The 24,754-nt window shown below is 37.0% G+C and carries 22 protein-coding genes; 11 read left to right on the forward strand and 11 right to left on the reverse strand.

Annotated features, from left to right (window positions below; genetic code table 11):
• Positions 1–4: 4 nt before the first annotated feature.
• Positions 5–865: a lysophospholipid acyltransferase family protein gene (locus BM161_RS03290; RefSeq protein WP_074930491.1), complete on the reverse strand. Its 861-nt coding sequence runs from the start codon at positions 863–865 to the stop codon at positions 5–7.
• The gene (locus BM161_RS03295; RefSeq protein ID WP_074930493.1) at positions 862–1,893 is read right to left on the reverse strand and encodes a glycosyltransferase family 8 protein; all 1,032 of its coding nucleotides are present in this window, start codon (positions 1,891–1,893) and stop codon (positions 862–864) included. The genes BM161_RS03290 and BM161_RS03295 overlap by 4 nt, the downstream gene beginning before the upstream one ends.
• A gap of 212 nt (positions 1,894–2,105) precedes the next feature.
• On the opposite strand from BM161_RS03295, the gene ileS reads away from it, so the two are divergent.
• The 4 genes from ileS to BM161_RS03315 all read left to right on the forward strand — a co-directional run bounded on the left by ileS (position 2,106) and on the right by BM161_RS03315 (position 7,969).
• Positions 2,106–5,327 (forward strand): isoleucine--tRNA ligase, encoded by a 3,222-nt coding sequence (ileS, locus tag BM161_RS03300; RefSeq protein WP_074930495.1) that lies wholly within the window; start codon positions 2,106–2,108, stop codon positions 5,325–5,327.
• Complete coding sequence (locus tag BM161_RS03305; RefSeq protein ID WP_074930497.1) at positions 5,314–6,210, forward strand: hypothetical protein; 897 nt, start codon at positions 5,314–5,316, stop codon at positions 6,208–6,210. The genes ileS and BM161_RS03305 overlap by 14 nt, the downstream gene beginning before the upstream one ends.
• 90 nt (positions 6,211–6,300) lie before the next feature.
• On the forward strand, positions 6,301–7,338 hold the full coding sequence (locus BM161_RS03310; protein WP_074930499.1) for a uracil phosphoribosyltransferase: 1,038 nt from the start codon (positions 6,301–6,303) through the stop codon (positions 7,336–7,338).
• Positions 7,310–7,969 (forward strand): tetratricopeptide repeat protein, encoded by a 660-nt coding sequence (locus BM161_RS03315; protein ID WP_074930501.1) that lies wholly within the window; start codon positions 7,310–7,312, stop codon positions 7,967–7,969. The genes BM161_RS03310 and BM161_RS03315 overlap by 29 nt, the downstream gene beginning before the upstream one ends.
• A gap of 23 nt (positions 7,970–7,992) precedes the next feature.
• On the opposite strand, the gene BM161_RS03320 is transcribed toward BM161_RS03315, so the two are convergent.
• The 5 genes from BM161_RS03320 to BM161_RS03340 are packed head-to-tail and all read right to left on the reverse strand — an operon-like array spanning position 7,993 to position 16,062.
• Positions 7,993–9,369 (reverse strand): hypothetical protein, encoded by a 1,377-nt coding sequence (locus BM161_RS03320; RefSeq protein WP_074930503.1) that lies wholly within the window; start codon positions 9,367–9,369, stop codon positions 7,993–7,995.
• 1 nt (position 9,370) lies between these two features.
• Positions 9,371–10,906 (reverse strand): 6-hydroxymethylpterin diphosphokinase MptE-like protein, encoded by a 1,536-nt coding sequence (locus BM161_RS03325; protein WP_074930505.1) that lies wholly within the window; start codon positions 10,904–10,906, stop codon positions 9,371–9,373.
• On the reverse strand, positions 10,903–12,372 hold the full coding sequence (locus tag BM161_RS03330) for a 6-hydroxymethylpterin diphosphokinase MptE-like protein (protein ID WP_074930507.1): 1,470 nt from the start codon (positions 12,370–12,372) through the stop codon (positions 10,903–10,905). The genes BM161_RS03325 and BM161_RS03330 overlap by 4 nt, the downstream gene beginning before the upstream one ends.
• Before the next feature lie 2 nt (positions 12,373–12,374).
• A complete protein-coding gene (locus tag BM161_RS03335; RefSeq protein ID WP_074930509.1) occupies positions 12,375–13,175 on the reverse strand; it encodes a hypothetical protein in 801 nt (266 codons plus the stop codon).
• 1 nt (position 13,176) lies between these two features.
• The gene (locus tag BM161_RS03340) at positions 13,177–16,062 is read right to left on the reverse strand and encodes a midas domain-containing protein (RefSeq protein ID WP_074930511.1); all 2,886 of its coding nucleotides are present in this window, start codon (positions 16,060–16,062) and stop codon (positions 13,177–13,179) included.
• Positions 16,063–16,212: 150 nt separating this feature from the next.
• Here BM161_RS03340 and BM161_RS03345 point away from each other — a divergent pair, with 150 nt between their 5' ends.
• Positions 16,213–16,710, forward strand: a complete 498-nt coding sequence (locus BM161_RS03345; RefSeq protein WP_074930512.1) for a septum formation initiator family protein — start codon at positions 16,213–16,215, stop codon at positions 16,708–16,710.
• A gap of 21 nt (positions 16,711–16,731) precedes the next feature.
• On the opposite strand, the gene BM161_RS03350 is transcribed toward BM161_RS03345, so the two are convergent.
• Both BM161_RS03350 and smpB read right to left on the reverse strand, forming a co-directional pair.
• Positions 16,732–17,610, reverse strand: coding sequence for a TP0183 family DNA metabolism protein (locus BM161_RS03350; RefSeq protein WP_074930514.1), 879 nt, complete (start codon positions 17,608–17,610; stop codon positions 16,732–16,734).
• A gap of 1 nt (position 17,611) precedes the next feature.
• Positions 17,612–18,079, reverse strand: a complete 468-nt coding sequence (smpB, locus tag BM161_RS03355) for an SsrA-binding protein SmpB (protein ID WP_074930515.1) — start codon at positions 18,077–18,079, stop codon at positions 17,612–17,614.
• A gap of 95 nt (positions 18,080–18,174) precedes the next feature.
• On the opposite strand from smpB, the gene lepB reads away from it, so the two are divergent.
• Both lepB and hemW read left to right on the forward strand, forming a co-directional pair.
• Positions 18,175–18,855 (forward strand): signal peptidase I, encoded by a 681-nt coding sequence (gene lepB / locus BM161_RS03360; protein WP_074930814.1) that lies wholly within the window; start codon positions 18,175–18,177, stop codon positions 18,853–18,855.
• Position 18,856: 1 nt separating this feature from the next.
• Positions 18,857–20,047, forward strand: a complete 1,191-nt coding sequence (hemW, locus tag BM161_RS03365) for a radical SAM family heme chaperone HemW (protein WP_074930516.1) — start codon at positions 18,857–18,859, stop codon at positions 20,045–20,047.
• 1 nt (position 20,048) lies between these two features.
• On the opposite strand, the gene BM161_RS03370 is transcribed toward hemW, so the two are convergent.
• A complete protein-coding gene (locus BM161_RS03370; RefSeq protein ID WP_074930517.1) occupies positions 20,049–21,413 on the reverse strand; it encodes a HAMP domain-containing sensor histidine kinase in 1,365 nt (454 codons plus the stop codon).
• Positions 21,414–21,425: 12 nt separating this feature from the next.
• Positions 21,426–22,145, reverse strand: a complete 720-nt coding sequence (locus BM161_RS03375; protein ID WP_074930518.1) for a response regulator transcription factor — start codon at positions 22,143–22,145, stop codon at positions 21,426–21,428.
• A gap of 259 nt (positions 22,146–22,404) precedes the next feature.
• Here BM161_RS03375 and BM161_RS03380 point away from each other — a divergent pair, with 259 nt between their 5' ends.
• Genes BM161_RS03380 through BM161_RS03395 form a run of 4 tightly spaced genes read left to right on the forward strand, consistent with a single transcriptional unit; the run spans position 22,405 to position 24,740 of the window.
• A complete protein-coding gene (locus BM161_RS03380; protein ID WP_074930519.1) occupies positions 22,405–22,605 on the forward strand; it encodes a flagellar FlbD family protein in 201 nt (66 codons plus the stop codon).
• Positions 22,606–23,388, forward strand: coding sequence for a motility protein A (locus BM161_RS03385; RefSeq protein WP_074930520.1), 783 nt, complete (start codon positions 22,606–22,608; stop codon positions 23,386–23,388).
• A 29-nt stretch (positions 23,389–23,417) separates the two neighbouring features.
• A complete protein-coding gene (gene motB / locus BM161_RS03390) occupies positions 23,418–24,146 on the forward strand; it encodes a flagellar motor protein MotB (protein WP_074930522.1) in 729 nt (242 codons plus the stop codon).
• 39 nt (positions 24,147–24,185) lie between these two features.
• On the forward strand, positions 24,186–24,740 hold the full coding sequence (locus tag BM161_RS03395) for a flagellar basal body-associated FliL family protein (protein WP_074930534.1): 555 nt from the start codon (positions 24,186–24,188) through the stop codon (positions 24,738–24,740).
• The last annotated feature ends 14 nt before the right edge of the window (positions 24,741–24,754 follow it).

The following is a 24,754-nucleotide window of genomic DNA, read 5'->3' on the forward strand; positions in this document are numbered from 1 at the left end:
TATTTTATTTGATTTTGTCAGGATCACATGAATAGGTGAGTGGAATACCGTATACTTTTTCGTACACTTCCTTCCATGCTGCATAGTTTTTATCCTTAAGCATTTCCATGTTTTCTTTTGTAGACTTTTCTGGATCAGGATAAATTGCAGGAAGGAAATGAAGAGTGTATTCCTGAATTGGGAATCCGTCTCCGCCAATTTTGTCTGAATCATTCATTGTGATGAAAATTGGAAGAACCGGAACCTTGCTTTCAACAGCAAATTTAAAAGCACCCACAGTTAATGGACGAGGTTTTCTGTAATTCCACCACATTCCCTGTTCTGCATAAACCAGAACTTTTTCTCCACGCTCAAGAAGAACCTTCATTGCTACCATGAAATTTTTCATTGTAGAAAAGTTTGCGCTGAGCGGAAGTGTGTTACAGTGACGGAAGAAAAAGCCGTAAAGGCCAGGGAAGTTTGTGTAGTTTCCTTCACGGATTACCTTCCACAAAACCTTTCCGTTTCCTCTGTACATATATGGAAAAAGTGCATAATGAATTGCAAAATTATCAAAAGGATTAAAATGATTGCAGGTAAGAATTGCACCAGAGTCTTTAATAGCCTCATAGTTCTCAATACCTTCAATGCCTTTAATAACCATCTGGCCGTTTTTTACCAGATTATTGATAAAGCGCTTAGCCCCGATGTTTACAAAGAAAGTTGCAATCTTGTTTGAAAGCTTCTTGTTAAGATAGTCGACCTTATCTGGAGTAAGGGGAATTGTAGGAGGATCTTCTTCTACATCCTTTGTGAACCAGCCGTTTTTTTCATATTCTTCAATTCGTGCTAAAACTTCGAGTCTGCCTTTATCTTTTTCAATCATTTTTTCCGCCTGAAAATACTAGCATTAATAATAATTCTGAATCTGATGATTATAGCGATTCTCTGGAATAAACTCTGCCAGAAACCTTTTTTACCATCGGTTCTGTAATAGTTGTTAGGATCATCAGCATCTTCCTGAGCCATCTTTGAAAGGTTTTCCATAAGAAGTTCGTCTTTCTTTCTATCTTCATCTGTACGGGAATCTCTCATTGTAACAAGACGTCCGTAGAAGTCTGTCATCTTAGCATATTTCCAGAAGTTCTCTTCATAAAGAACATCCTTGTATTTCCAAGGTCTCCAGTTTATCTTCCAGTGAATGATTCTGAGGTCTTTATCATCAAAATCATCATTCTTATATGAAGTTTTATTCCAGCCAAGATTAAGCTTCTTTACATTTCCCTTACAAAGAACGTTCAGATAGTCTTCATCCTGAACAACGCGGAAAGTATAGCGGTTCAAAAGGTCAACAAAGCGTTCTGCAATGAGCTTGTTTCTCCAGCGGCGGCAGTTGATAAGAAGAATTCCGGCATTGAAATATTCTTTACGGTTAATTCCGTCTGCCTGTTCAACATAGTTACCGAATACTTCAAAAGTCTGCATAACCTCTTCCTGAGCGGCAGCAACATAGTATCCGTGAATCTGTGTATTATAAAGCTCGCTTACATCTCCAAGAACTGTAATATCACAGTCGAGGTATAAAACCTTATCATACTGAGGGAAAAGATTTGGAATAAAAATACGGTAGTAAGTTTCCTTTGAATAATAATCACGAAGATGGAACATGTCCTGAACTTTATCAAGTTCTTTTGAAAGCTGAACAAATTCAATTGAACAGTTTTCTATTTCGTGTTTTTTAATACTGTTGATATTTTCATCAGAAAGATGTGAAGTTAGTACGTAAATCTTATAAAAGTTTTCTTTTGATGCATTATCAAGTAAGGATGCAAGTGCAACTGTCAAAAATGGAACATAGTTGTCATCGGTTGCAAAGCAGATTGGTATTTTCTGTTTGTAAGTCTTTTTGCTCATAACTATATAATATTATTTGATAAAAGGTGATTAGTCAATCTTATTGTAGGTCATCCCGAACTTGTTTCGGGATCTGGTAATGAGATGCTGAAACAAGTTCAGCATGACGGATTAAGTCCTGCAATGACAATTATTAATATATAGAACAAAATCAATTTTTATGCTAAAATATGAAGATTATAAATAATATCATAATATATAAGGACACATTCATGAGTTTCAAACCGGTTGATCCAAAAGTTGATTTTCCTAAACAGGAAGAATCAGTATTAAAATTCTGGCAGGACAATGATATCTTCAAAAAGTCAGTAAGCCAGAGAGAAGGGGCAGAGGACTTTGTTTTCTATGACGGTCCTCCGTTTGCTACAGGACTCCCACACTTCGGACATTTCATTCCATCAACCATTAAAGATATTATTCCACGCTATCAGACAATGAAGGGAAAACGCGTTGAGCGCCGCTTCGGCTGGGACTGCCACGGTCTTCCTGTTGAAAACCTGATTGAAAAAGAACTCGGCCTCAATTCTAAGCACGAAATTGAAAACTACGGAATCGATAAGTTCAACGAAGCTTGTCAGGCATCGGTTCTTAAATATACATCAGAATGGCGCAAGACAATTACCCGTATGGGACGCTGGGTTGATTTTGACAACGACTACAAAACAATGAACCCAGAGTTCATGGAATCTATCTGGTGGGTTGCAAAATCTCTCTGGGATAAAGGTCTTATCTACGAAGGAAAATATATTCTTCCTTACTGTCCACGCTGTTCAACTGTTCTTTCTACACACGAACTTGCTCAGGGCTATAAAGATGTTCAGGACCAGACTGTAACTGTACGCTTTAAGGTTACTAAGGCACCTGCTGGTGTAAATGATCCTGATATGGCAAATGGAAAGACATACTTCCTCGCATGGACAACAACTCCATGGACATTGCCTTCAAACCTCGGTCTTTGTATGGGACCAGAAATTGACTATGTAAAGATTTTGGATAAAGAAAGCGGAGACTACTACATCTTTGCTGAAGCCCGTTTGAGCGCTTACTATAAAGACGAAGCTGGTTATGAGATAATCTACCGCCATAAGGGTAAGGAATTCATTGATGCTGAATATGAACCATTGTTCCCTTACTTTGCTGAACTCAAAGATCCTGCAAAGTGTGCAGAAATTTCTGAACAGAAATGCGAAAAGGGTGCTTTCCGTATGTTCAATGCAGACTACGTTTCTACAGAAGACGGTACTGGTATTGTTCATATTGCTCCAGCATTCGGTGAAGAAGATAACAAGGTATTCCGTGGTTCTGGTGTTCCAAACGTAGAACCAATCGATGCTGAATGTAAGTTCACAAAAGAAGTTCCAGACTATCAGGGACTCTTTGTAAAAGATGCAGATAAAGAAATCATGAAACGCCTTAAGGACGAAGGAAAACTCGTTAAGAGAGATTCTATCGTTCACTCATATCCACACTGCTGGAGATGTGGTTCTCCATTGATTTATCGTGGTATTGGTTCATGGTTTGTAAAAGTAGCTGATTATCATGATGTACTTCTCCGCGCTAACAGCAAAATCAACTGGCAGCCTGCACACATTAAGGAAGGCCGCTTTGGTAAGTGGCTTGCCGGCGCACGCGACTGGGCTGTAAGCCGTAACCGCTACTGGGGTAACCCTATTCCTATCTGGCGCTGTGATGACCCTGACTGTAAGCACACTCTCTGTGTAGGAAGCCGCCAGGAGCTTAAGGACCTTAGCGGAACTTATCCAGATGACCTTCACAAGCAGTTTGTTGATAAAATCACTTTCAAGTGTCCAAAGTGCGGAAAAGGTACAATGAAGCGTATTCCAGAAGTATTTGACTGCTGGTTTGAATCAGGCTCTATGCCTTACGCTCAGGTACATTATCCATTTGAAAATAAAGAGAAGTTTGAAAAGAACTTCCCTGCAAACTTCATCTCAGAAGGTCTCGACCAGACCCGCGGATGGTTCTATACACTTACAGTTCTTGCTGCTCAGCTTTTCGATAAGCCTGCATTCGAAAACTGTATCGTAAACGGTATTGTTCTTGCAGAAGACGGACGCAAGATGTCTAAGTCTTTGCGCAACTATACAGACCCTGTAGAAGCAATCAACAAGTTTGGTGCAGATGCAATCCGTCTTTTCCTCATGCACTCAGCAGTTGTTAAGGCAGATGAAATCCGCTACTCAGACGCAGGTGTTCGCGACGTACTTAAATCAATCATCATTCCTTGGTGGAACTCTTACTCATTCTTTGTAACTTATGCAAATATTGATAATGTTGCTCCAACAGGTCATATGTTTGATTCAAAGCTTCCATCAAATCCTCTTGATGCATGGCTTCTTTCTATAACACAGAAACTCATTGTAGATGTAAGTTCTGCACTCGATGCTTACGATCTTTCTGGATCTATCGACCCAATCATAAACTTCATCGACGAGCTTAATAACTGGTATATCCGCCGCAGCCGCCGCCGCTTCTGGAAATCAGAAAACGACAACGACAAGGCAGAAGCATACGAATCACTTTATATTGCTCTTAAGACTCTTACACAGGTTGCTGCTCCATTTGTTCCATTTATTACTGAAGAAATGTTCCAGAACCTTAAGACTTCAGAAGACAAGGAATCAGTTCACCTCTGTGATTATCCAACTCCTAACAAGGCATGGATTAACGAAGAACTTGAGTTCAAGATGGCAACTGTACAGAAGGCCGTTTCTATGGGACACAGCCTCCGCAATCAGTTCAACCTCAAGAACCGTCAGCCACTTGCAAGCGTTGCTCTTGTAACACGCAACCCAAGCGAAAAGACTGTACTTTCAGAAATGCAGGATACAATCGCAGAAGAGCTTAATGTTAAGAAAGTTGAATTCCACGACCGTGAAGACGAACTTGTTGAGTACAAGGCTAAGGCAAACTTCAAGGTTCTTGGTAAGGAACTCGGACCTCTTATGAAGCAGGCTGCCGGAATCATCCAGACTCTTTCTAACGAACAGATTCAGTCAATTCTTGAAGGAACTAAGCTTTCTATTGATGTTGCCGGAACTACAGTTGAACTCAACGAAGAAAAGGTAATTGTAGAACGCTTTGAAAAAGATGACCTTAAGGTTTTGAATGACGGAACTCTTACAGTTGGTCTTGATTCTAAGATTACAGACGAACTTAAGAAAGAAGGTTATGTACGTGACCTTATCCGCGGTATTCAGAACCAGCGTAAGGAAAACGGTTACAATGTAACTGATAGAATTACTCTTGAGCTTGGCGGAGACGCTGATCTCGAAGCTGCTTATAAGATGTTTGCAGACTTTATTTCCGGAGAAACTCTTGCAGAAAAAACAAGCTGGAACTCAAGTCTTTCAGACGCTTATGAAGTAGAAGCTGATGATAAGAAGTGGAGTTTCAAGATTGAAAAAGCTTAATTGGCGTAAATGTCATGCTGGACTCGTTTCAGCATCTTTAATCTTTTTCCTCCTGTTTGCAGGCTGTAAATCTGCACCTGCAGGCAGACCTGTTGATGCTCTGGAATTAATTGATGACCAGAGTTCATTCTACATCGCAGTACCAAAAGCTGCTGATAATGTTCTTATTGAACGAATTATCACCGGTTTTTATGAAGGTGCTTCAGAAGCTGATGCTAAAATGATTGCAGACCGTGTAAATAAAGTTTACTGCGGTCTCAATCGTTCAAAGCATGGAACAGAAGTGCAGGCTTCTGTAGACGGAAATATTCCGGCAAAACTTCTTCCAAAAGTTCTTAATGAAAAGAAGGGCTGGATTATTTCTGATTATACTCCTGCTTCAAGTGTAAACAGATACAAGGTTTATACCGGACCTGTTGAAATGTCTTTCCCATCATCAAATCTGGCATGTATAGGTCGTAATCTTGAAGGAATGATTGATAAGTATGATTCACTTTCAATTCTTCCATCAGACGACACAACAGAATTATATTCAGATTTAGATCCAGAACTGACATCTTATCTTAAGGGCGCTGAAAACGAAATCCGTTTTTTTGCTAATAAGCCTCAGTCATTTCTTACAATTCTTACAGGGGCTCAGCTTGACCTTAAGTTAATTGATGTAAAGGGAAGTTTCACAACTGATCTAAAACATCCTAATCAGTATTTTCTTGATTTAGACTTCCGCTTTAAGAACGGAACCTTCCTCAAGGCCGGAAGAACTCTTTTGATTCTTGCATTCGGTCTTACAAACTCACAGGAAGAAATTATCGGAGACAGTGAACTTTTAATTAATGATATCAGAATAGATAAACAACAGTTGTATAAACTGTTATCATTATAAAAATAACAGTGGTTGAGCCTGTCGAAACCACATATAAACTAAAAGCAGGTGGTTTCGACAAGCTCAACCACCGCAGAGGAAATAAACAATATGGCAGAAGACAATAAGATTATTCTTAAAGCAGAGGATTTGGACGGCTATCTTACTTCAGAAGATATGGCTGATTTGAAAAATCTTGAAGTTATGTTCAAGGAAACAATGAAATCCTTTGAGCCAAAAGATGAAGCAAAAATCATCGAAGGTTATGATAAGCTTGGTCACGAAATGCAGAATATCTGTGCTAAGCATCCTAATATTAAAGTTTACTCTTTTGTAACAGAAGAGGGTGCTCACGCTGAATGTTCACGTGTAATTTCTAAGCTCCGCGACGAGCGTACAGACCATCAGGAATTTATGTATTACAGCCAGCGCGCTTATGAAATGCTTTTCCGCATGGCTTATACAGATCAGCACTCAGATAAGAAGGGACACATCGTTGTTAAGACTCCTGTAACATTCCCTGTACAGAATTACGCTGTTCATAAGATTCCGGACATCGATCACAAAATTGAAAACACTGTAATGTGTGTAATGCTCCGCGGTGCTCTTCTTCCAAGTATGATTATGTCTAAGGAAATCCAGGAATACTCAAGCCACGGATACAAAACTCCATTTGCGCTTTTCAAGATCAGCCGTAACGATACAAAGAACGAAGCTGATATGGAATATATCATGGACCTCAACAAATCATTCTTCAACCTTGATCAGCTCGACGGTAAAGATTTGATTTTTGCTGACCCGATGAACGCTACTGGTGGTTCTCTTGTTACTGTTGTTAAGTATCTTCAGAGCCAGGGCGTACGTCCAAAATCAATTGCTTTCTTCAATACAATTTCTACACTCAAAGGTTCAATCCGTGTAACTCGTGCTCTTGAAAACTGTACCTGCTACACACTCTGGATGGATCCAGTAATGAACGAAAAAGCTTATATTATGCCAGGACTTGGTGATGCAGGTGACCGTCTTAATGGTTGTGATACTAAAGACGCTCCTCGCAACATGATTCAGCTTATTGCTGATTATGGTCATAACATTTCTGGTCTTTATAAATCACAGCTTTATGAAATTGAAAAAATCGTTCTGGGCTAAGTTTTCAGCTTTAGCCTTAACAGTTTTACTTACCTCATGTGCTTCAACAAATCTCTCTGTTCCGGTTCCGGGACAGGGGGCAATAAAAACCCGTAATATTTATGCTGAATATTATACTCTTGGAGAATCTTACTTTAAGCTTGAAGATTATAAAAAAGCAGCAGAATATTACGAGCTTGCAATGCGCAAGAAAGAGCAGTACTGGGCTGCTTATTACAAGCTTGCAAAATGCTATGTTTTCACTTCTGACTGGAACAACGCTCTTCCAATGTATAAAAAAATCCTTGAAAGAGATCCTGAAAACGCGTCTCTTAAAGCAAGCCTTGCCTACATCTATTCAATGAAAGGTGAGTTTTCAAACTCAATTCAGATTTATGAAGAGCTTCTTTTACAGCAGCCTCATAATCAGGATTATCTGGAAAATTATCTTGCCGTAATGGCTGCAGATGATAAGAAGTTTGAGAAAAAGCATGCAGAAAAATTTACTCAGGCCTACGAAACTTTAAAAGAAGAATATCCGGAAAATAAAAATCTAAAGACCTTCGAAGATAAATACAAAGAGCTTATGAAGATTAAAGATGAAGAACCGGAAACTTCGGAAGAAACTGAATCAACTGAAGCGTCATCCTGAACTTGTTTCAGGATGACAGTTAACTAGTTCTGACTCTGTTCCATCAATTTTCTATACTTTTCAGAATCAACTCTAAATGCGATTACAGGAGACTGTGCATCTGAATGTTCAATAGCCTGTTCAGCTTCAAGAATAAGACGGTCACCTGTTACAATTCTTATTGATCTTGAAGAAATACCAATGCGGCAGCTCTTATCATCAATAATATTGCAGATGTCACTGTAAAGCTTGTCTGCCATCTTCAAAGCTTCATCAACATTCATGCTGATTTTAATTGCAACAATGCAGTCGTCCTTGTGTTCAAAAAGAAGATCCTTAAACTGGAACTGAATTGCAAGATAGTTGCAGACATTCTTAAAGAACTCGCTTGTTCTTGGAATGTTTGGAAGCTTTATAATAAAGAGTGCAAGGTCAATTTCTGATGCAGTCGCTCTATCAATTTCGTTGTTAAGTCTTGTTGAAAGATATGATTCCCAGCCGATTCCAGTTTCAGGATTAAAGAGTCCTGAAGGTTCGTTTGAATCTGAAGCTTCTGCAGCATTTTCTGGAAGTGGGGCAGGTTTAATTTCATCAAGAGGAAGTTTTGCAGGTGCAGCTTCTGTTTCTGTCTGATTTTCAACTGCTGCCTGTTCATCTGTAAGAGGACCTGCAAGAATTGCCTGAACTTCTTCCGGAGTTACTTCTGTATGTTTTTCTTCGGATTCTGTTTCAGTGTTTTCCTCTGGAGCTGGCTCTTGTTCAGGTTCATCTGCGGTTTCGGTTACTTCAGACTTTTCTGGTTCTGTAACTTCCTTAGTTTCTTCTGTCTCAGTTACTTCTTCATCTTCTTCAAAAATCTCATCATCATTAATAGCTGTTTCTTCAGAGTTTTCTTCCTCTTCTTCAAGAGAAATTACGTCTGACTGTGCTTCTGAAATATTCAGATAAATAATCATGATGATTGTGATAATTGTAATAATGAGAATCATCAGGAAAGAGATTCTTGCAAAATAGAAAATTGAATCCGGTCTGATTAAATAAATATTACAGTCAACATTTACTGTCTGCTTATTTACATTTACACTTGAAGTAAAAGTTTTTACAAGCCTGGAAATTGTTTCTTCTTTGCTTTTTCCTGTAGGATACAAAACTACAGTTTCGTTGTTTCGGCGTACCTGAATAAAGGAATAAGCTGCAGCATCGCCAACTGCGTTTTTAATTCCCTGAGCGTAGGCTGGAGTGTTTTCATCCTGCGCATAACTTAGTGTTCTTATATCATTAACAAGTTCTGTGAATTTTAATTCTGATTTTTCAAGATTAGTTGAATATTCTTTGTAAAGATTGAAGCCGAAGAATGTAACGGAAAAAATAAATACGGCTGCCGCAAAAAATGTGTAAATAACGATAAATCGATTTTTCATATCATATATTATAACTTACAATACTGTCTAAAGCAAGTTTTACAAATTCCTCATAAGTTTTATTCTTGTAATTTTCATTATTTCTAAGCCATGCGATATAAGGTAAAAGGATGATTTCTATCTCCTGTGTCTCTAAGGTTTTCAGTTTGTTTATAAAAGTTTTTAGTGAGAAATTAGTGATGGCCGGTGTGAAAAGCCCTTTTGTAAGATCAGTTACTGGAGCTTTACATTCTAGTTTATAAATATCATTTTCTTTTGTAAATGTTATGTTTTTTGATAAAAGATATTTTTCAAGTGAGATTCTGTAGGCATCAAGAATCTGAGTCGTTTTTATCTCTTTTGAAACTTCCTGGAGCTCTGTTCGGAACATAAGCTTAGAATAAGTTTGTTCTGTTTCTTTGAGTTTTGTTGAACTCTGGTTATAAAGCGTGTCTAAATATGTTCCGGAAGCATAGGACTTTCCCTTGTGATATGAAAAGTCAGCACCAAGAATTAAAATATTTTTGAAAGCAGACTGAACTGCTAAGTCCACACAGGTAATTGTTACAGTTCCCGCCCCGGAAAATAAAAATGGCAGACAATTTTTATTGCTCTCATTAATTGCAGAGGAGAGCGGGTGACCTGAGCAAAAATACATTACCTTGTTTCCAGCTTCCAGAATATGTCTTGCGGCCGAGGCGTTTGCGCATAAGTCAAAGGCGTATACTGGAGCAGACGGATCGGCAGAAGGGCCAGACGGTTGATTGTTTTTGTTATGCAGGAAGTGGTTGTATGAGACGGATTGCCCATCTATCGAGACAATTACATCTGGGACAATATTCTTTTTTAATAAACTCTGTCCTGCTGTGTCTGTGGAAATTATAAAATATTTTTCCCTGTCTTTTATATCAGACAGTATATTAAGAGTTCTGTCTAAAGAAGGGCCTGCGGCAACAATAACTGCAGTTTTATTTATTATAGCAGTCTTGTCGTCTGAAAAAGAATACAGTGAATACTGCTCTGCAAGCTTACAGTTATTCAGAATATTTGAATTCCAGATTTTTCCAAAGTGCGCCTGAACAGAATAATCTGCAGAAATTACTCCAAGAGTCTTTTTCAGAAGATTATTGATTTCTACAATCTTATCCTGATTTTCGTTTATCCATCCACGCTGTTCAATAATCTGCAGGTTACCATATTTTGCTGGAAGATAATTCTGAGTAAGAACACTTTCAAGATTGCTAAGATCTGTAAGCGTAATTAAAGGATTTGAGTTAAGCTTTTTTAAAATATCGCTTTGTAAAAGAAAATCAATATCTTCCTTAGTCTGTTCAAATGCAATTATTTTTGCATCCGGGATTTTTTGATTTAATAATTCAATGAAAACTCCACTTCCAATTCCCGTAATAACAAAAAACTTTAAATCTGAATTAATTGTATTAAAAAGATTTTCTGCATCACGCTGAGGATTATAACGTGATTCCATTGTTTTTCCGCTGAGAAAAACTGGTATTTTTGTTCCGTTTTTAGCTTCTTCAAAACTTTTATAAATACTCATGATAATATGTCCTCTATCTGAGTTTTAAGTTTTTTCCATTCATTTTCAATTTTTGTTTTGATTTCAGTATTCTGCGGGTAATGTGATAATTGAACAAAATCCAGTGGAAAAAGATTTTTCTGCCATGTATCTGATTTTATTTTATTAGAAAAAAGCAAAACAGATTTTAAAATATGATTGTTTTCTTGAATGTCGTAACCTGCCTTTTCTTTAGCACCAGAAGAAGCTGGAATCATTTTTGCAAATGAATTTAAATCAATATCCTGTATCCAGCCAAGAGAGTTCTTTTTATCTTTTTCTTCAATAAGACGGAAAACTTTTCTTCCCGGCATATTCAACGGATTATTTATAAACCAGTTTTTGTAGATATCCAAACTACCGTTAGTTAGTTCACTTCTTGTAAGTCGTGTAGCTTTTGTGTTGATTCTGTTATCACGCAAAGACGAATTAAACTCAAGCTGATTAGGCTGTGCATGCTGATAACCTGTCTGACATGCCATATCAAGGCCACTAAGATAAATATTTTTAGTACAGTAGTTTGCTGCAAAGAGAAGGGCAGTTCCACTAACAGTTCCGTTTCTTACAGCCTTGTTTGCAATTAATTTTTCTTCTTCAATCAGTTCGTTTGAAATCCCATCGCCATAATTTAATGGAATAATATCCAGTTTAGAAAGAAGACTTTTTGGACAATATGCTTCAAGCGGCATTGCTAAAGGAAGCTTTGTTTTGTATAAAGGTTTAAGATGTTCTCCTGCCCAGTAACCGCCGTCTGTTGTCATACAGATGTCCGGAATAATATTATTTTCAAGACAAACTGAAATTGCAGAAGAAAGACAGATAATAAAAAACTTATCCTGATTTTCTTTAAGCGTTTTCAAAAATGGAATTAAACTTGGACCTGAAGAAATAATAACTGCATCTTTATTAATTGGTGAGTTTAAAGTCAAAAGCTTATTGTGATATTTCAAAAAATTACAGCTGTTTAATAACCATTTTTTTTCAAAATATTGTCTGGTAATTAATAAAGTTTTTGCCCGTTCCATTGAAGCTTTTATTGCAGGCCAGATTTGTTTTTCATATTCAATAAAAATCTGAACAGATGCCGGCCAGCTGATAAAAACAGATGTTAGTAATTCTTCTTCGTTTAGTTTACTTTCAAGGTAAGCTTCAAAATTATCCTGTTCATAAAAGTTTAGGACAAAATCAAAATTGCTGTCATAGGACTTAAAAGCATCTGTATATCTTACAGCTCCAATTTTTATGTCTGGAAATTTCTTTCTCAGTAAATCTGTTATGTAAGATAAACCAGGTTCTATAATGATAATTGAACTTGCAGAATAAGGAAGGGTAAGATTTTCAACAAAACGTTCGGCTTCTTTTACAGGTGCGTAATTTGAATGAAGAAAATGACCGTCTATAAGGGCTGTATCTTCTCCATTTTTTGCTTTTTGAATTGTTATCTTCAAAATTACTCCACCTGTAAAAAGGATTGTATTTTCTCGCAGGAATCTGCTTTATCTACAAAATTAATCTTAAGCTTGTCTGACGCCTCATTAAATAAATCGTTAAGGTTCAAGACAATATGATTTTTGATTAATTCTGTTGAATATGCTTTTTCTGTAATGAATACAGTTTTTACACTATGCAGATTGCTCTTGATTGTAGTATCAGGAATACTGTATATGCAGGTAAATCTGTTGTAAGTTTCATTTAAAACTGCTTTTAAGAAATCATCATAATTTACAGAATTATCTTTGTTTTCTGACTGATAAACTTCTTTTACAGCCTGTTCAATATCAACATTAAATAACAAAACCTCAGATCCGTTTTTTAATAAAGAATTTAATGTATAGACATTGTTTATATGCTCTGTGCTTTCAATGTTTTCAAAATCTTTAGCTGCTTCTTCTGAAAGCTTTTCTTTACAGATAAGAATCTGTTCAGAGGAGTTTTTGTAAACTGAAAGTTCTGAAAGTGAGTCTTTAAGATTAAAAGAAAATAATTGCAAAAGGGGAGTTAAAGAACTTCCGGAAAGATTATAAATATGTCCGGTTTCTTTACAGATTCCTGCCCAAAAATCAATTGTAGAAGTTGCAGTAAAAATTGATTGTGCATCAAAACCTACACTGTTTGTAACAATATAGTTTGATGCATGTTTTTCGAGTAATGCACAGATTTTTAATGAATGCTTGTTTATGAAATCAGAAAAAGCCAGGCCTGGAATATGTTCTGCTTTATCCAGGTTGCTGGCTCGTGAAAGAAGTCCCATATTAAGAAAGTCCTAATTCAGAGAACAACTTCTTATATGTTACGAATTCATCTGATTTTGCAAATTCAACAATCTTATCTTCAGGAAGGTTTTCAAGCAGCTGATCCATATAAAGGAGAACTGACTTAATATCCTGTTTAAGGTCTGCATTTGCAATTGAATCAGAAACACCATCACTTGAGTTCTTATCAAGGTAAGCGAGGTTGCTTTCTGAAAGTGTATTATCAAGATTATCAACTTCAGCGAATGAAGGAGCCGCAGGTTCTTCTACAACAGGTTCTTCTACAACTGTTTCTTCTTCAACTTGAGTTTCTTCTACTTCTGGTTCATCTACAGCAGTTTCTTCTTCTGGAACATCTTCACTAAGAAGCTTATCTACTGTTGGAATATCATCATCTGCAATTTCAGTTTCAATCTCTGGTTCTACAGTATCATCAAAACTGATTTCTTCAGAATCTGGAGTATCATTTACATCATCAGGAAGTTCATCTGGAAGATCCAGTGTGTCTTCTTCCGTTGTTTCTTCTGTTACGAATTCAGCTGCTGGTTCTTCATCATCAGTTGTTTCTTTTACAGAATCCATAAAGTCAGAAGAGTTAGATTCTACAAGGAGATCTTCTCCCTTAGGAATTGAAATCTCATCTGGAAGCTCTTCATTTTCATAAAGCTCATCGTTTCCGTCTGGAATAAACTCGTCGATTTTTGGTTCTTCAAGATTTTCGTCAGAGAAGTCAAAGCTTTCTGTCTGTTCTTCATCAAATGTGATGTCATCAAGAGAGGTATCTGATTCATCAGAAATTGCATTTTCAATTTCGCTTTCTACAGATTCTTCTTCATCTTCAGAAACTTCAACTTCTGAATCAATGATAGATTCTTCAATTACTGTAGCATCCGGATTATCTGCAATTTCTTCTATTTCTGTATTTTCTGTTTCTTCGATATCAACATCAACCGAGTTCTCTTCAAACACCGGTACATCTGTTTCTTCAGTGATTTCTGGTTCACTTTCAACTACAGGCTCTTCGACAGTCTCTTCTACTGGTTCTTCAACAGCAACTTCGCTAGACTCTGTAATTTCAGGCTCACTCTCAATTACTGCTTCTTCTGAAGCCTCAGTGATTTCTGGTTCTTCTACAGTTTCTTCCTCAGTAGTAGCTTCTGCTTCAACAGTATCACCAAACTCGGCTGTGTTCATGATGTTATCAAGCTCATCAAAAGAGAGGGCGATAGTTTCATCTTCATCATCTCCGCTAAAGAATCCACCCTTATCTTCTTCTGCCTTTTCTGGATCAATATCATCATTTGAAAGAGCGGCTGCTGCGGCACCAGCTGCAAGGCCTGCGGCTCCGGCAGCTACAGCAACTGCTGCAGGATTTACTGTATTTTCCTGAGTTTTAATTTCTGCAAGGTTAGTTTTGAGCTTGTTCATTTCATCTTTAAGATTAGAAAGCTCAGAAACAATCTGCTGAAGAAGTGAATTGTCAACTGCAGTTGTATTTGCAGGAGTTTCAGGTTCGAGAGGAGCGGCTTCTTCTAAAGGTTCTTCTTCAACAACATCAGATTTAATTTCATTTACTACAGGAGCAGAAGTTGTGTTTTCGTCTCCAACAGAAAGGTCGTAATCAACAACACTGTCCTTTTTCTTAGACTCTTCAACATTCTGAACAATTGGTGTTTCTTCTGCATCTGCATCAATACCAAAATCAGAAAGATCTACATCTTCTGTATTGATATTTTCTGATGAAGCAACAGATGGGGTAGAGGTCTCTTCTGCAGTAAAGCTTGTACCAAAGTCATCCATTGAAACTTCTTCAGTTTCAACAGTTTCTGTTTCTTCTGTATCAAAGTCTGCATCATCGTCATCAGAAGAAAGTTCAAGAGAAATATTATCTTCTGTCTGAACACTGTCAGCAGAATCATCAAAACTGATATCCATATCAAGTGGAGCTTCGTCTTCAATAACTTCAGCTTCTTTAGCCTCAGCTGGAGCTGATTCAAAAGACTCACCGTCCATAAAGTCATCAAGAGAAAGCTCTTCAGTATCAGATGATGAAGCCTGTGGCTCAGCACCTGGCTCATAACCGTTATTTCCGGCAGCTACAGATTCATCTGAGAAGCCTCCGTCCATAAAGTCATCAAGTGAAATCTCTTCATCATCACCAAAAGAAACTTCTTCTGATTCAGATGCAGGAGCTTCTGTTTCATCAGATTCAAAGGTTACTTCTTCTGTCTGAGTTTCTGGTTCATCAATATCAAAGCTAACTTCTTCAGTAGCAGTTTCAGAAGTCTCGCCTGATTCTCCAAGGTCAAAACTAACTTCGTCTGTAGATTCAGATGGTTCAATTGATTCATCAATATCAAAACTAACTTCTTCTGAAGAGTCTGTGCTTTCATCAATATCAAAATTAAAGTCTTCTGTAGAGATTTCAGGTTCCGCAGATTCTTCAGCTGCTGTTTCTTCTGTAGTTTCAGTTGAATCTGCAATATCATCAAAATTAATTTCTTCTGAAACTTCTTCAGATTCACTCTCAGTAGTGTCAGGAATATCAAAATCTCCAAGATCAAGATCATCAGATTCTGAAGGAGCGTCTACCTGTTCTACTTCAAATCCATCTGTAATATTTGCAAGCTCGTCTGTACTGAGCGTAGTATCATCTTCACTACCAAAATCATCCAGAGCGCTTGAAGCTGCTCCGTCTGGTTCATCTTTGAACATATCAGAAAAGTCGGAGTCGTCAAAATCTGGTAAATCTAAGCCACCATCGTCAAGATTCAGTTCATCCGATGTGTCTGCAGTGGTCTCGGTATTTTCGCTGTTACCTGTTGAATTTTTGACCCAGACACCGTAACTCTCAAGTTCATTTGTATTGTCATCAGATTTACTCATATAGCTCCTCTCATTCGGATAGTAATATACTCTTTATATATCGGCATATATGGCCAAAAAAAATAGAAATATTTACTATATTTATTTTTTAATTATAACACATGTTTTCATTTCAGAAAACAGAAATTATTACCGATAAATAAATTATCTATGAATCGTGCAAAGTATTTAGCAGCAGTTTTTTTTGGAACTTTTATTTACGTTCTCCTTTCTATGACTTTTGGACAGAATAGTCTTCATTGTTATAATCAGATGGAAGAACAGAAAAGATTGATTAGTCGTCAGACTACTGAAATTCAGAATATCAACAGCGAGCTTACACTTGAGCTTGCGGCCCTCCAGAATGACCGTGCTGTAATTGCTTCATATGCTCATAAACTCGATTATGTAAGTGAAGGGGAGAAACTTGTAAAAATTACAGGTTTACGTCCTGCTCAGACTACTTTGTATGATACCGGTACAGTTTTGCGCCACGAAGAACCTGAATTCATCTCTGAAAAAATCTGTAAAATTGTAGGTCTTGGTTTTGCACTCTTATTTACATTGATTTTCTTTCTTTATGATGTAAGTTGTGGAAATATTATATTGGGAAAGAATAAAAAGCCTATCGTAACAGGTATTCCTGTATACGATCTTCCTCAGGTTTAATAAAATCCTTTGCAATTCAGATTAATTTAATCTTGTCCAGATTACAGAAATGCTGCCTTCTTTATAGCTGTCTCCGTCGGGCAGTAACGTATCTTTTAATCCCTTAAGGGTATTGTTGTCTGTTAATGTGAGAGTCCATTTAATTGGCTTTGCAGAAACTGCGGCAGAAAGAGCAGCTGTTCGCTTAAGATCAGGGTAAAAAGAAGCATTTGAATTACCTTTCTGGGTAATTACAACCTTTTTGTTATCAGCAGAACCGGAAAGTTCTACTGTAATATTCATTGAAGCACCGTTATTAAAAATAACAAAGCCTCTTCCGCCACGCATAATTACAATCTTATTGATATTATCTTCACCGCCCCAGGTTCCAGAAAGCTCTTCTGTGGAGGCAATTGAAGTTCCTTTGATTGAACCAGTGTCATTTATAGATGCAGTGATAGCAGTAGTAGAAGAATCATTTTCAATGAGCTGTTTGATGGTATCTTTTAATACGTCCTTTGGCTCCATAAGTATTTTATAGAAGGAATCGTATGTTTTTTTCTTTGAATGTTCTTCGTTTTTGGTTTTATCAACTACGTAGTAGGTGGTAATCCATTTATCAGATTTTGAATCTTTTGTGATTAAGGTGAAAAATGAAAGTTTTCCGTCTGAAAAGTTTGCTGCATCCGGGCGTTCAGAAAGGCTTGGAGATGAGCGTCTGTCTGAAACGGAAAAGTTATTGATTTCTGAAAGCTGTGTATAGTAAAGATCGCTCGTCATTTTAGACATATTGGCATCGATTTCTGTAGAGACAATGCCGTAATAGTCAATATTATAACTTTGAGCGTTTAAGGCTGTAGTAATAAAGAGAATGATGGATATGATTACTGATTTTTTGAAAAAATCTTTTTTATCCGTCAAATTAACCTCTCAGTTTTCCTGCGAATTCACGCTGAATGTCTCTCTGTACGTCGCGGTCCTTAATAGCAGCGCGTTTATCATACATCTTTTTACCTTTACAAACTCCCAGTGTAACTTTTACGCGGCCGTCTTTAAGATAAAAGTCCAGAGGTATGAGCGTACAGCCTTTTTCATCAACACGACGGGTAAGTCTCTTTATTTCTTCGGCATGAAGCAGAAGTTTTTTAGGCCTGTCCGGATCGTGGTTAAAAATAGAAGAGAAAGAGTATTCAGAAATATGAAAATTCTTTACCCAAACCTCGCCGTTTATAATTTCTGCAAAGGCGTCAGGAAATGAGATGTTTCCGTTTTTTACAGATTTAACTTCAGTGCCTTCAAGAACAATACCGCATTCATAAGTATCTTCGATGAAGTAGTCAAATCTTGCTTTTCTGTTTTCTGCAATAATCTTTCTGTCTGACATATCCATATATTATAACTGAAATGCAACTCTGTTGTAAATAATTATACTTTATGCTATTTTAACAAACAAATGAGGAAATAGTTTTGAATCGTAATGCAGAAATGTTTTCATATCAGTTAAAAAAAGAACGACGTAAAAGAACCGGATTTATAATTCTTTTCTTTATTTGCCTGTATATTTTCATAAATATTGTAATCACTTATTTAGTATATCCAGTATGTCAGAATTCTCTTTCTATGATTCCTGACGTGCCTGAAAAATCTGCCGTAATGGTATCTCCTGTAGTCAGCAATTACAGCAGGGGAGATATCGTGCTTCTTAAAGAACGCAAAAGTTTTTCTAAAAACTTTTTCAAAAAACAGGCTGATATTTTTATCCGCTTTTTTACAGCACAGCAGATTTCAATTTTTGAAAAATCAGATTTACCTTCAACCAAGCCTCATTTAAGAAGAATTGTTGGAATACCAGGCGATACAATTTATATGCGAGATTATGTTCTCTATATAAAACCCGCTGGAGAAAAACATTTTCTTACCGAATTTGAAATTGTAGAGAACCCATATAACGTAACATTTTTTGTTCCTCCTGCAGACTGGGATACAGAAATAGGGGTAAAAGGTTCTTTTGATGAAATAACTCTCGGCTATGATGAATACTTCGTGCTTGCAGATAACAGAAAATCTTCTGATGACTCACGCCTTTGGGGAGCTGTAAAGAGCGAAGATATCAAGGCTAAAGTTTTGATGTGTTATTTCCCTTTTAAGAATTTCCGTCTTTTCTAGAATGTCTCTTTATATTCATATACCTTTTTGTATTTCAAAGTGCGCTTACTGTGATTTTTTCAGTAAGCCATATCCTGAGGTATATGATGATTATATTGATGCTCTGTGCAATGAATTAGAATACAGATTTTCCCTTTATAAAATTTCAAGGCTCAATACTATTTACATTGGCGGAGGAACTCCAAGCCTTCTAAAACCTCATCAGTTCCAGAAATTATTTGAAAAAATCAGAAACTGTGTACAAATTAATACAGATACAGAAATTACAGTTGAAGTAAATCCTGATGATGTGAGGGAAGAGTTTCTGAAAATTCTGAGTGGGTGTGGTGTTAACCGTATTTCCTGCGGTATTCAGAGTATGAACAATGCAGCGTTGAACAAAGCCTGCAGACGTGCGGATGCAGAGACTAACAAAAGGGCGCTTGAACTTCTACGTGATTCGTGGGACGGAGAGGTTTCTTTAGACCTGATTTCCGGTCTTCCAGAAGATGATGAAGAGGCTTTGATTAATTCTCTTACCCAAGTGTGCAGTATTAATCCTTCACATGTTTCGCTTTATTCTTTGACTATTGAAGAAACAACTCCTTTTGGGAAACAGCTCGAAAACGGCACTTTGTCTTATGATTTTGATAAGGCAGATAAGCTCTGGCTTGCCGGCCGGGATTTTCTTTTAACGCATGGTTACCAGTGGTACGAGGTTTCAAACTTCTGCAAACCTGGAAAAGAATGCCGTCATAATCTTACTTACTGGAATCATAAAAACTATCTTGGTGCTGGAAGCGGGGCGACGGGCACAGTGTACAATAAAGATGGAAGCGGCTTTCGCTGGACGAATACTACGGATGTAGATGCCTATATTACGTACTGGCTGAACGCGATCCCTGAGTCGAAGAACAAGGAGGTCACTGAGCGGAATCGAAGGGGGCTGCCCCTGGAACTTCCGCAACTCTCTGAATCCATCGACCTCCCAACCTCAGAGTTCGAGTTTTTTATGATGGGCCTTAGAAAACTAACAGGCATAAGTGAAGGGGAGTTTGAGGCTGCTTTTGGAAAGAAGCTTCCGGAGCAATTTGTGAGCCTGTTTACTAAGTGGGAGAAAAGGGGGCTTTGTGTGAGACGGCCAGACGGAAGATTGTGTATGAGCCGGCAAGGTATTCTTTTTCTAAACCGCTTCCTGGAAGAGTTGTGTTAAATTAATAAGGGATTTTTATAGTAAAGCAGGTTCCCTTTTTCTTTTGTGATGAAACAGAAATGCTCCAGCCGTGAGTATCCATAATGCTTTTTACAACCGAAAGACCGATGCCCATTCCTTCTTCTTTTCTGGAATTTGTACCGCGGTAAAAAATGTCAAAAATATGATCCAGGTCTTTTTTATCGATACCAATACCACTGTCTTTAATCTGTAAAATTATATGATTTTGCTTTTCGCTTTCTTCCTGAAAAGCAATAACTTCAATAAGATCGTTCTCTTTAGTGTATCTTAAGGCATTGCTAAAAAGATTTTCAAAAGAGCGGTGAATAAGCTGTTCATTAAAAGGAACAACAATATCTTTCGAAAGCTGAATATCTGTTTTTACATTGCGCTTAAAAATCTTTCCGGTAATTACAGCATATTTTGAAAAGTTTTTAATAAGCTTTGTAATTGAATTTGGAATTAGTTTTTCTTTAATTTCAGCATTATTAAGTTTAATAAAGTTTAAGAGAGTTTCAATCATTTCTTCAAGTTGAGCTGATTTTTTTTGAATCAACTCCATTGAGTTTTTGATTTCTTCTGTGTCTGTGATAACACCGTCAATTATTGCTTCTGTGTACCCTTTAATAACTGCAACAGGGGTTCTGAGGTCGTGGCTTATACTAGTAATAAACCGATTTTTGCTTGCCTGCATTTCAAGAAGTTCACAGCGCATTTTTTCAAGGCTGTTCATGATGCTGGTAAATTCATTTTTCTGTGAATCACTAATATCAGTTGTTATTGGTTTATTGAGCTGTCCTTCTGCAAGTTGAGTACTTGAATGTTCAATTTTATTAAGACCATCAAAAATAGCTTTAGAGATAAAAAGAATTAAAACAAGACTGGATATTGTAATAAGAATTACGGCAAGAAGAATTTTAAGATAAGTCTTTGTTTTCTTTTCGCTGTTTATTCGTTCCAGTGAAAGCCTTGTGATCAGAAGAACATCTGGACCTGCAGAGGGAATCTTTGAAAACTGATAAAAGTATTTATCTGAAGTCTGAGAAGCAAAATTCCAGATTTCATTTTTATCTGAATAGTGTCCAACTTTAATTTCCGGGATTGATGAAAATAAAATCTTATAATCAGTTGTGCGGCAAAGAACTGCCTGTACATCTCGCGGAAGTAATTTTAGTGAAGTTTCAAGATTGTAAAAATCTTCATCTGATAACAAAGGAAGATCAATTTTTTGTCGTGGAGCCGAACCTGTTAAAAGGTATCTGTTTGGAGAGTGAATATAAGTATGAATAATAATAAAAGCAGAGCAAAGAATAGGAATTGAAATAATCAGAAAAGCAAGAATAAAAAACTGATTTTTAATTTTCATAATAACTTTATTCTAGCAGTTATTTGTCATGCAGTCACTCGAAAAAATATATCCTTTTCCAAATTCTGTTTTAATATATTTGCAGTCAGAAGGATTGTCTTCAATCTTCTTTCTAAGACGCTGAATATAAACAGCTACGGCTGTAATGTCACCGTATTCAACCTTCCATACATTCTGATAAATCTTTTCTGGAGAAATTACCTGGCCTGCATTTTTTACAAGAAATTCAAGAACTTCATATTCTTTTGAAGAAAGGGAAATTTTCTGACCATTCTTTTTTAATACACAGCTTCCAAGTAAAAGAGTATAAGGACCAAACTGAATGTACGACTCCATCTTTTCGAGGAAGAAACTCTGGCGGCGAAGATTTGCCTTTACACGTGCAACAAGAACACTTGGAGAGAATGGTTTAGTAACAAATTCATCTGCTCCATAACCAAGACCTTTAATTATGTCTTCATCTGTATCACGTGCAGAAAGAATCATTACTGAAGGGAGTTCTTTTTCATATTTTTTCTGAAGCTTTTCGAGAAAATCAAAACCGCTCATTCCAGGAAGATTCAAATCCAGAATGATAAGGTTTGGTTTGCAGCCTTCATCGAGTTTTTGTAAAGCCTCTTCAGCATTGAAAAAAGCTACTGCTTCCATTTTTTCTTTTGTCAGATAAAGCTGAATAAGTTTAGAAATAGATTCTTCGTCTTCAATTACATAAATACAAGGTGTACTATTCATAAAAAAAATCCTTTTCCCTATAATATAATATATAGAATAGTATTTGTCATACAAACTCATTTATATAATAAAAAATTATAATATGGACAAAGCTCAGACAAAAATCTCTGAAAAAAAAGGTGGAATTTGTGAAAAAAATGCCATATTTTCGCAATATATTAAAAATAATAATTGAAATATGAAAAAAAAAGATTATAATTATTATAAGTATTATATTAACTAATTATACTTGTTAATAAAGTATGGAAATTACAAACATATGATTGATGTAATGCGGTTAGATGGGAAAAAATATTGGGTGAATCCGCACATGATTGAAAGTATGGAAACTACTCCTGATCTGACACTGACAATGCTGTCAGGTCGTAAAATCATTGTCAGAAATTCCCCTGAAGATTTAATCGAAAAAATTATTAAATACCGGAGAGATATCGGTATTGAGAGACAAGAGGTCTTGTAAATGGATATAGCAACTATACTGGGTATTGTTGGTGGTGCAGCCATGATTGTCATGTCTGTATTGACATCTGGTGGTACAATGGGCGGTATTATCGATATCCCGTCTGTTTTCATGACTATCGGTGGTTCTTACTTTGCAATGTTCATTGCAGCACCTTTGAAGAAAGCCTTAGGTATGTTCAAAATTATGGGCAAGGCCTTTAAGGTTCCTGATTTTGGTGAGAAAAATATTGTAATAAATATGCAGGCCCTTTCTGAAAAGGCACGACGAGAAGGTATTCTTGCCCTTGAAGATGGACTTGATGATCTTGAAGATCCGTTTATGAAAATGGGACTTCGTCTTGTAGTCGACGGTACTGATGGAAATATCATTCGTGCAATCATGGAAAATGAAATGAACCAGGTAGAAGCCCGCCACATGGAATGGGTTGGACTTATCAATGCATGGGCAGGCTTTGCCCCAGGTTTTGGTATGATGGGTACCGTACTTGGTCTTATTGGTATGTTGAACAACCTCGAAGATAAGTCTTCACTCGGTCCTAACATGGCCGTTGCCTTGATTACAACATTGTACGGATCTATGATGGCCAACTGGTTGATTACTCCGTTTGCTACAAAATTACTTGCACATAACTCGCAGGAAATGCGTTCTAAAGAAATGATTATCGAAGGTGTACTTGCAATTCAGGCTGGTGAAAACCCTCGTATTATGGCACAGAAGCTTCTTACTTATCTTGACCCAGTTGCAAGAAAAGCAATTGAAGCTGATGTTCTTAAGGATTAATTAAGGATAAGGAAAGAGTAGGTAAAAAAATGGGAAAGAAAGCTAAAGAGCCTGAAAAACCATCAGCAGCCTGGCAAGGTACCTATGGTGACATGATTACTCTTATGCTCTGCTTCTTCGTTATGCTTTATAACCCTTCGGAAGTAGATGTCACACAGATGGCAACAATTACACAAAGTCTTCAAATGCAGGAAACCGATACTACTTCGGGTGGTCTTTCTTTGTCTGCAGGACAGCTTTCAGACCTTGGTAATAATATTAACTCATTACCTTCTCTTGAAAAAGGAAAGTCTCTTGGTCTTGCAAAAAAGAAGGCAGTTAGTCTTTTTGCTCCTGATGTTAAATCAAATAAAATTACAATTACAAGTGATGAACGTGGACTTATTATCACACTTCTTTCAGATAATTTCTTTGAAGAAGGAAGTGCAGAATTAAATATAAATGACACTCGTGAAACCCTGTTGCGTTTAGCTGATTTCTTCCGTTCTGATGAATTAAAAGGAAGAAGATTCCGTATTGAAGGACATACAGACAACACTCCGGTTGCAGAAAATTCAAAATTTCCTAGTAATTGGGAACTTTCTGCTACAAGAGCTGTTAATGTTCTTCATTATTTAGCCGATTATGGAGTAAGGGAAAATGATTTTTCTGTAGCCGGATATTCCGACACCAGACCAAAGTTTTCCAACGACACGGCAGAGGGTCGTGCGTACAACAGGCGCGTGGATATAATTATCCTAGACGAAGGTCATTTTTAATGGTAAAATATTTAATGTTATTGATTTGCTGGAGGGGAAATGGCAGACGATGATGAAATCAACCTCGAAGAGGGTGGTGCAGGCTCAGCTCCTGAAAAAAAACGTGGTATAGGCGGATTACTTTCCGGCCTTCTTAAATGGATAATTATCGGACTCGCTGCAATCATTGTTATTGTTGTAGTAGTTGTTGTAACAGTAAAAATTACAAGTAAAAACTCTACACAGGTAACTGCAATTCCGACATCAGAAGAATATGTATCTGGCCAGCGTGAAATTTACGACTGGTATACTTCTTTAGGAATAATCCAGACAACTACATGTGATGATCCTCCTGCAACTGTACGTGTTGACGTTGCTTTAGCTTATAAAAAGGATGATAAAGCAACATCTACAGAAATTACACAGCGTACTGTAGAGCTTAAGGCATTCCTTCGCCGCTATTTTAGTGGTAAAACGGCAGCCGAGCTTCGCAATACAAATAACGAAGATGCACTGGAAAACGAAATCAAAAACGGTATTAACGATAAGATTTTGAGCAGCTCACGTATTCGTGATGTTGTATTCCAGCAGAAAGACGTAATAGAGCAAAATTAAATAAAGGTGGAGTT

It is taken from the genome of Treponema bryantii, assembly GCF_900113965.1.
GTDB lineage: Bacteria > Spirochaetota > Spirochaetia > Treponematales > Treponemataceae > Treponema_D > Treponema_D bryantii_A.

What these genes read in the sequence shown, in the direction of transcription:
- BM161_RS03290 (WP_074930491.1), bottom strand. Translation starts at nt 865, where the DNA reads ATGATTGAAAAAGATAAAGGCAGACTCGAAGTTTTAGCACGAATTGAA.
- BM161_RS03295 (WP_074930493.1), bottom strand. Translation starts at nt 1,893, where the DNA reads ATGAGCAAAAAGACTTACAAACAGAAAATACCAATCTGCTTTGCAACC.
- ileS (WP_074930495.1), top strand. Translation starts at nt 2,106, where the DNA reads ATGAGTTTCAAACCGGTTGATCCAAAAGTTGATTTTCCTAAACAGGAA.
- BM161_RS03310 (WP_074930499.1), top strand. Translation starts at nt 6,301, where the DNA reads ATGGCAGAAGACAATAAGATTATTCTTAAAGCAGAGGATTTGGACGGC.
- BM161_RS03315 (WP_074930501.1), top strand. Translation starts at nt 7,310, where the DNA reads ATGAAATTGAAAAAATCGTTCTGGGCTAAGTTTTCAGCTTTAGCCTTA.
- BM161_RS03320 (WP_074930503.1), bottom strand. Translation starts at nt 9,369, where the DNA reads ATGAAAAATCGATTTATCGTTATTTACACATTTTTTGCGGCAGCCGTA.
- BM161_RS03325 (WP_074930505.1), bottom strand. Translation starts at nt 10,906, where the DNA reads ATGAGTATTTATAAAAGTTTTGAAGAAGCTAAAAACGGAACAAAAATA.
- BM161_RS03335 (WP_074930509.1), bottom strand. Translation starts at nt 13,175, where the DNA reads ATGGGACTTCTTTCACGAGCCAGCAACCTGGATAAAGCAGAACATATT.
- BM161_RS03340 (WP_074930511.1), bottom strand. Translation starts at nt 16,062, where the DNA reads ATGAGTAAATCTGATGACAATACAAATGAACTTGAGAGTTACGGTGTC.
- BM161_RS03345 (WP_074930512.1), top strand. Translation starts at nt 16,213, where the DNA reads ATGAATCGTGCAAAGTATTTAGCAGCAGTTTTTTTTGGAACTTTTATT.
- smpB (WP_074930515.1), bottom strand. Translation starts at nt 18,079, where the DNA reads ATGGATATGTCAGACAGAAAGATTATTGCAGAAAACAGAAAAGCAAGA.
- lepB (WP_074930814.1), top strand. Translation starts at nt 18,175, where the DNA reads ATGTTTTCATATCAGTTAAAAAAAGAACGACGTAAAAGAACCGGATTT.
- hemW (WP_074930516.1), top strand. Translation starts at nt 18,857, where the DNA reads ATGTCTCTTTATATTCATATACCTTTTTGTATTTCAAAGTGCGCTTAC.
- BM161_RS03370 (WP_074930517.1), bottom strand. Translation starts at nt 21,413, where the DNA reads ATGAAAATTAAAAATCAGTTTTTTATTCTTGCTTTTCTGATTATTTCA.
- BM161_RS03375 (WP_074930518.1), bottom strand. Translation starts at nt 22,145, where the DNA reads ATGAATAGTACACCTTGTATTTATGTAATTGAAGACGAAGAATCTATT.
- BM161_RS03380 (WP_074930519.1), top strand. Translation starts at nt 22,405, where the DNA reads ATGATTGATGTAATGCGGTTAGATGGGAAAAAATATTGGGTGAATCCG.
- BM161_RS03385 (WP_074930520.1), top strand. Translation starts at nt 22,606, where the DNA reads ATGGATATAGCAACTATACTGGGTATTGTTGGTGGTGCAGCCATGATT.
- motB (WP_074930522.1), top strand. Translation starts at nt 23,418, where the DNA reads ATGGGAAAGAAAGCTAAAGAGCCTGAAAAACCATCAGCAGCCTGGCAA.
- BM161_RS03395 (WP_074930534.1), top strand. Translation starts at nt 24,186, where the DNA reads ATGGCAGACGATGATGAAATCAACCTCGAAGAGGGTGGTGCAGGCTCA.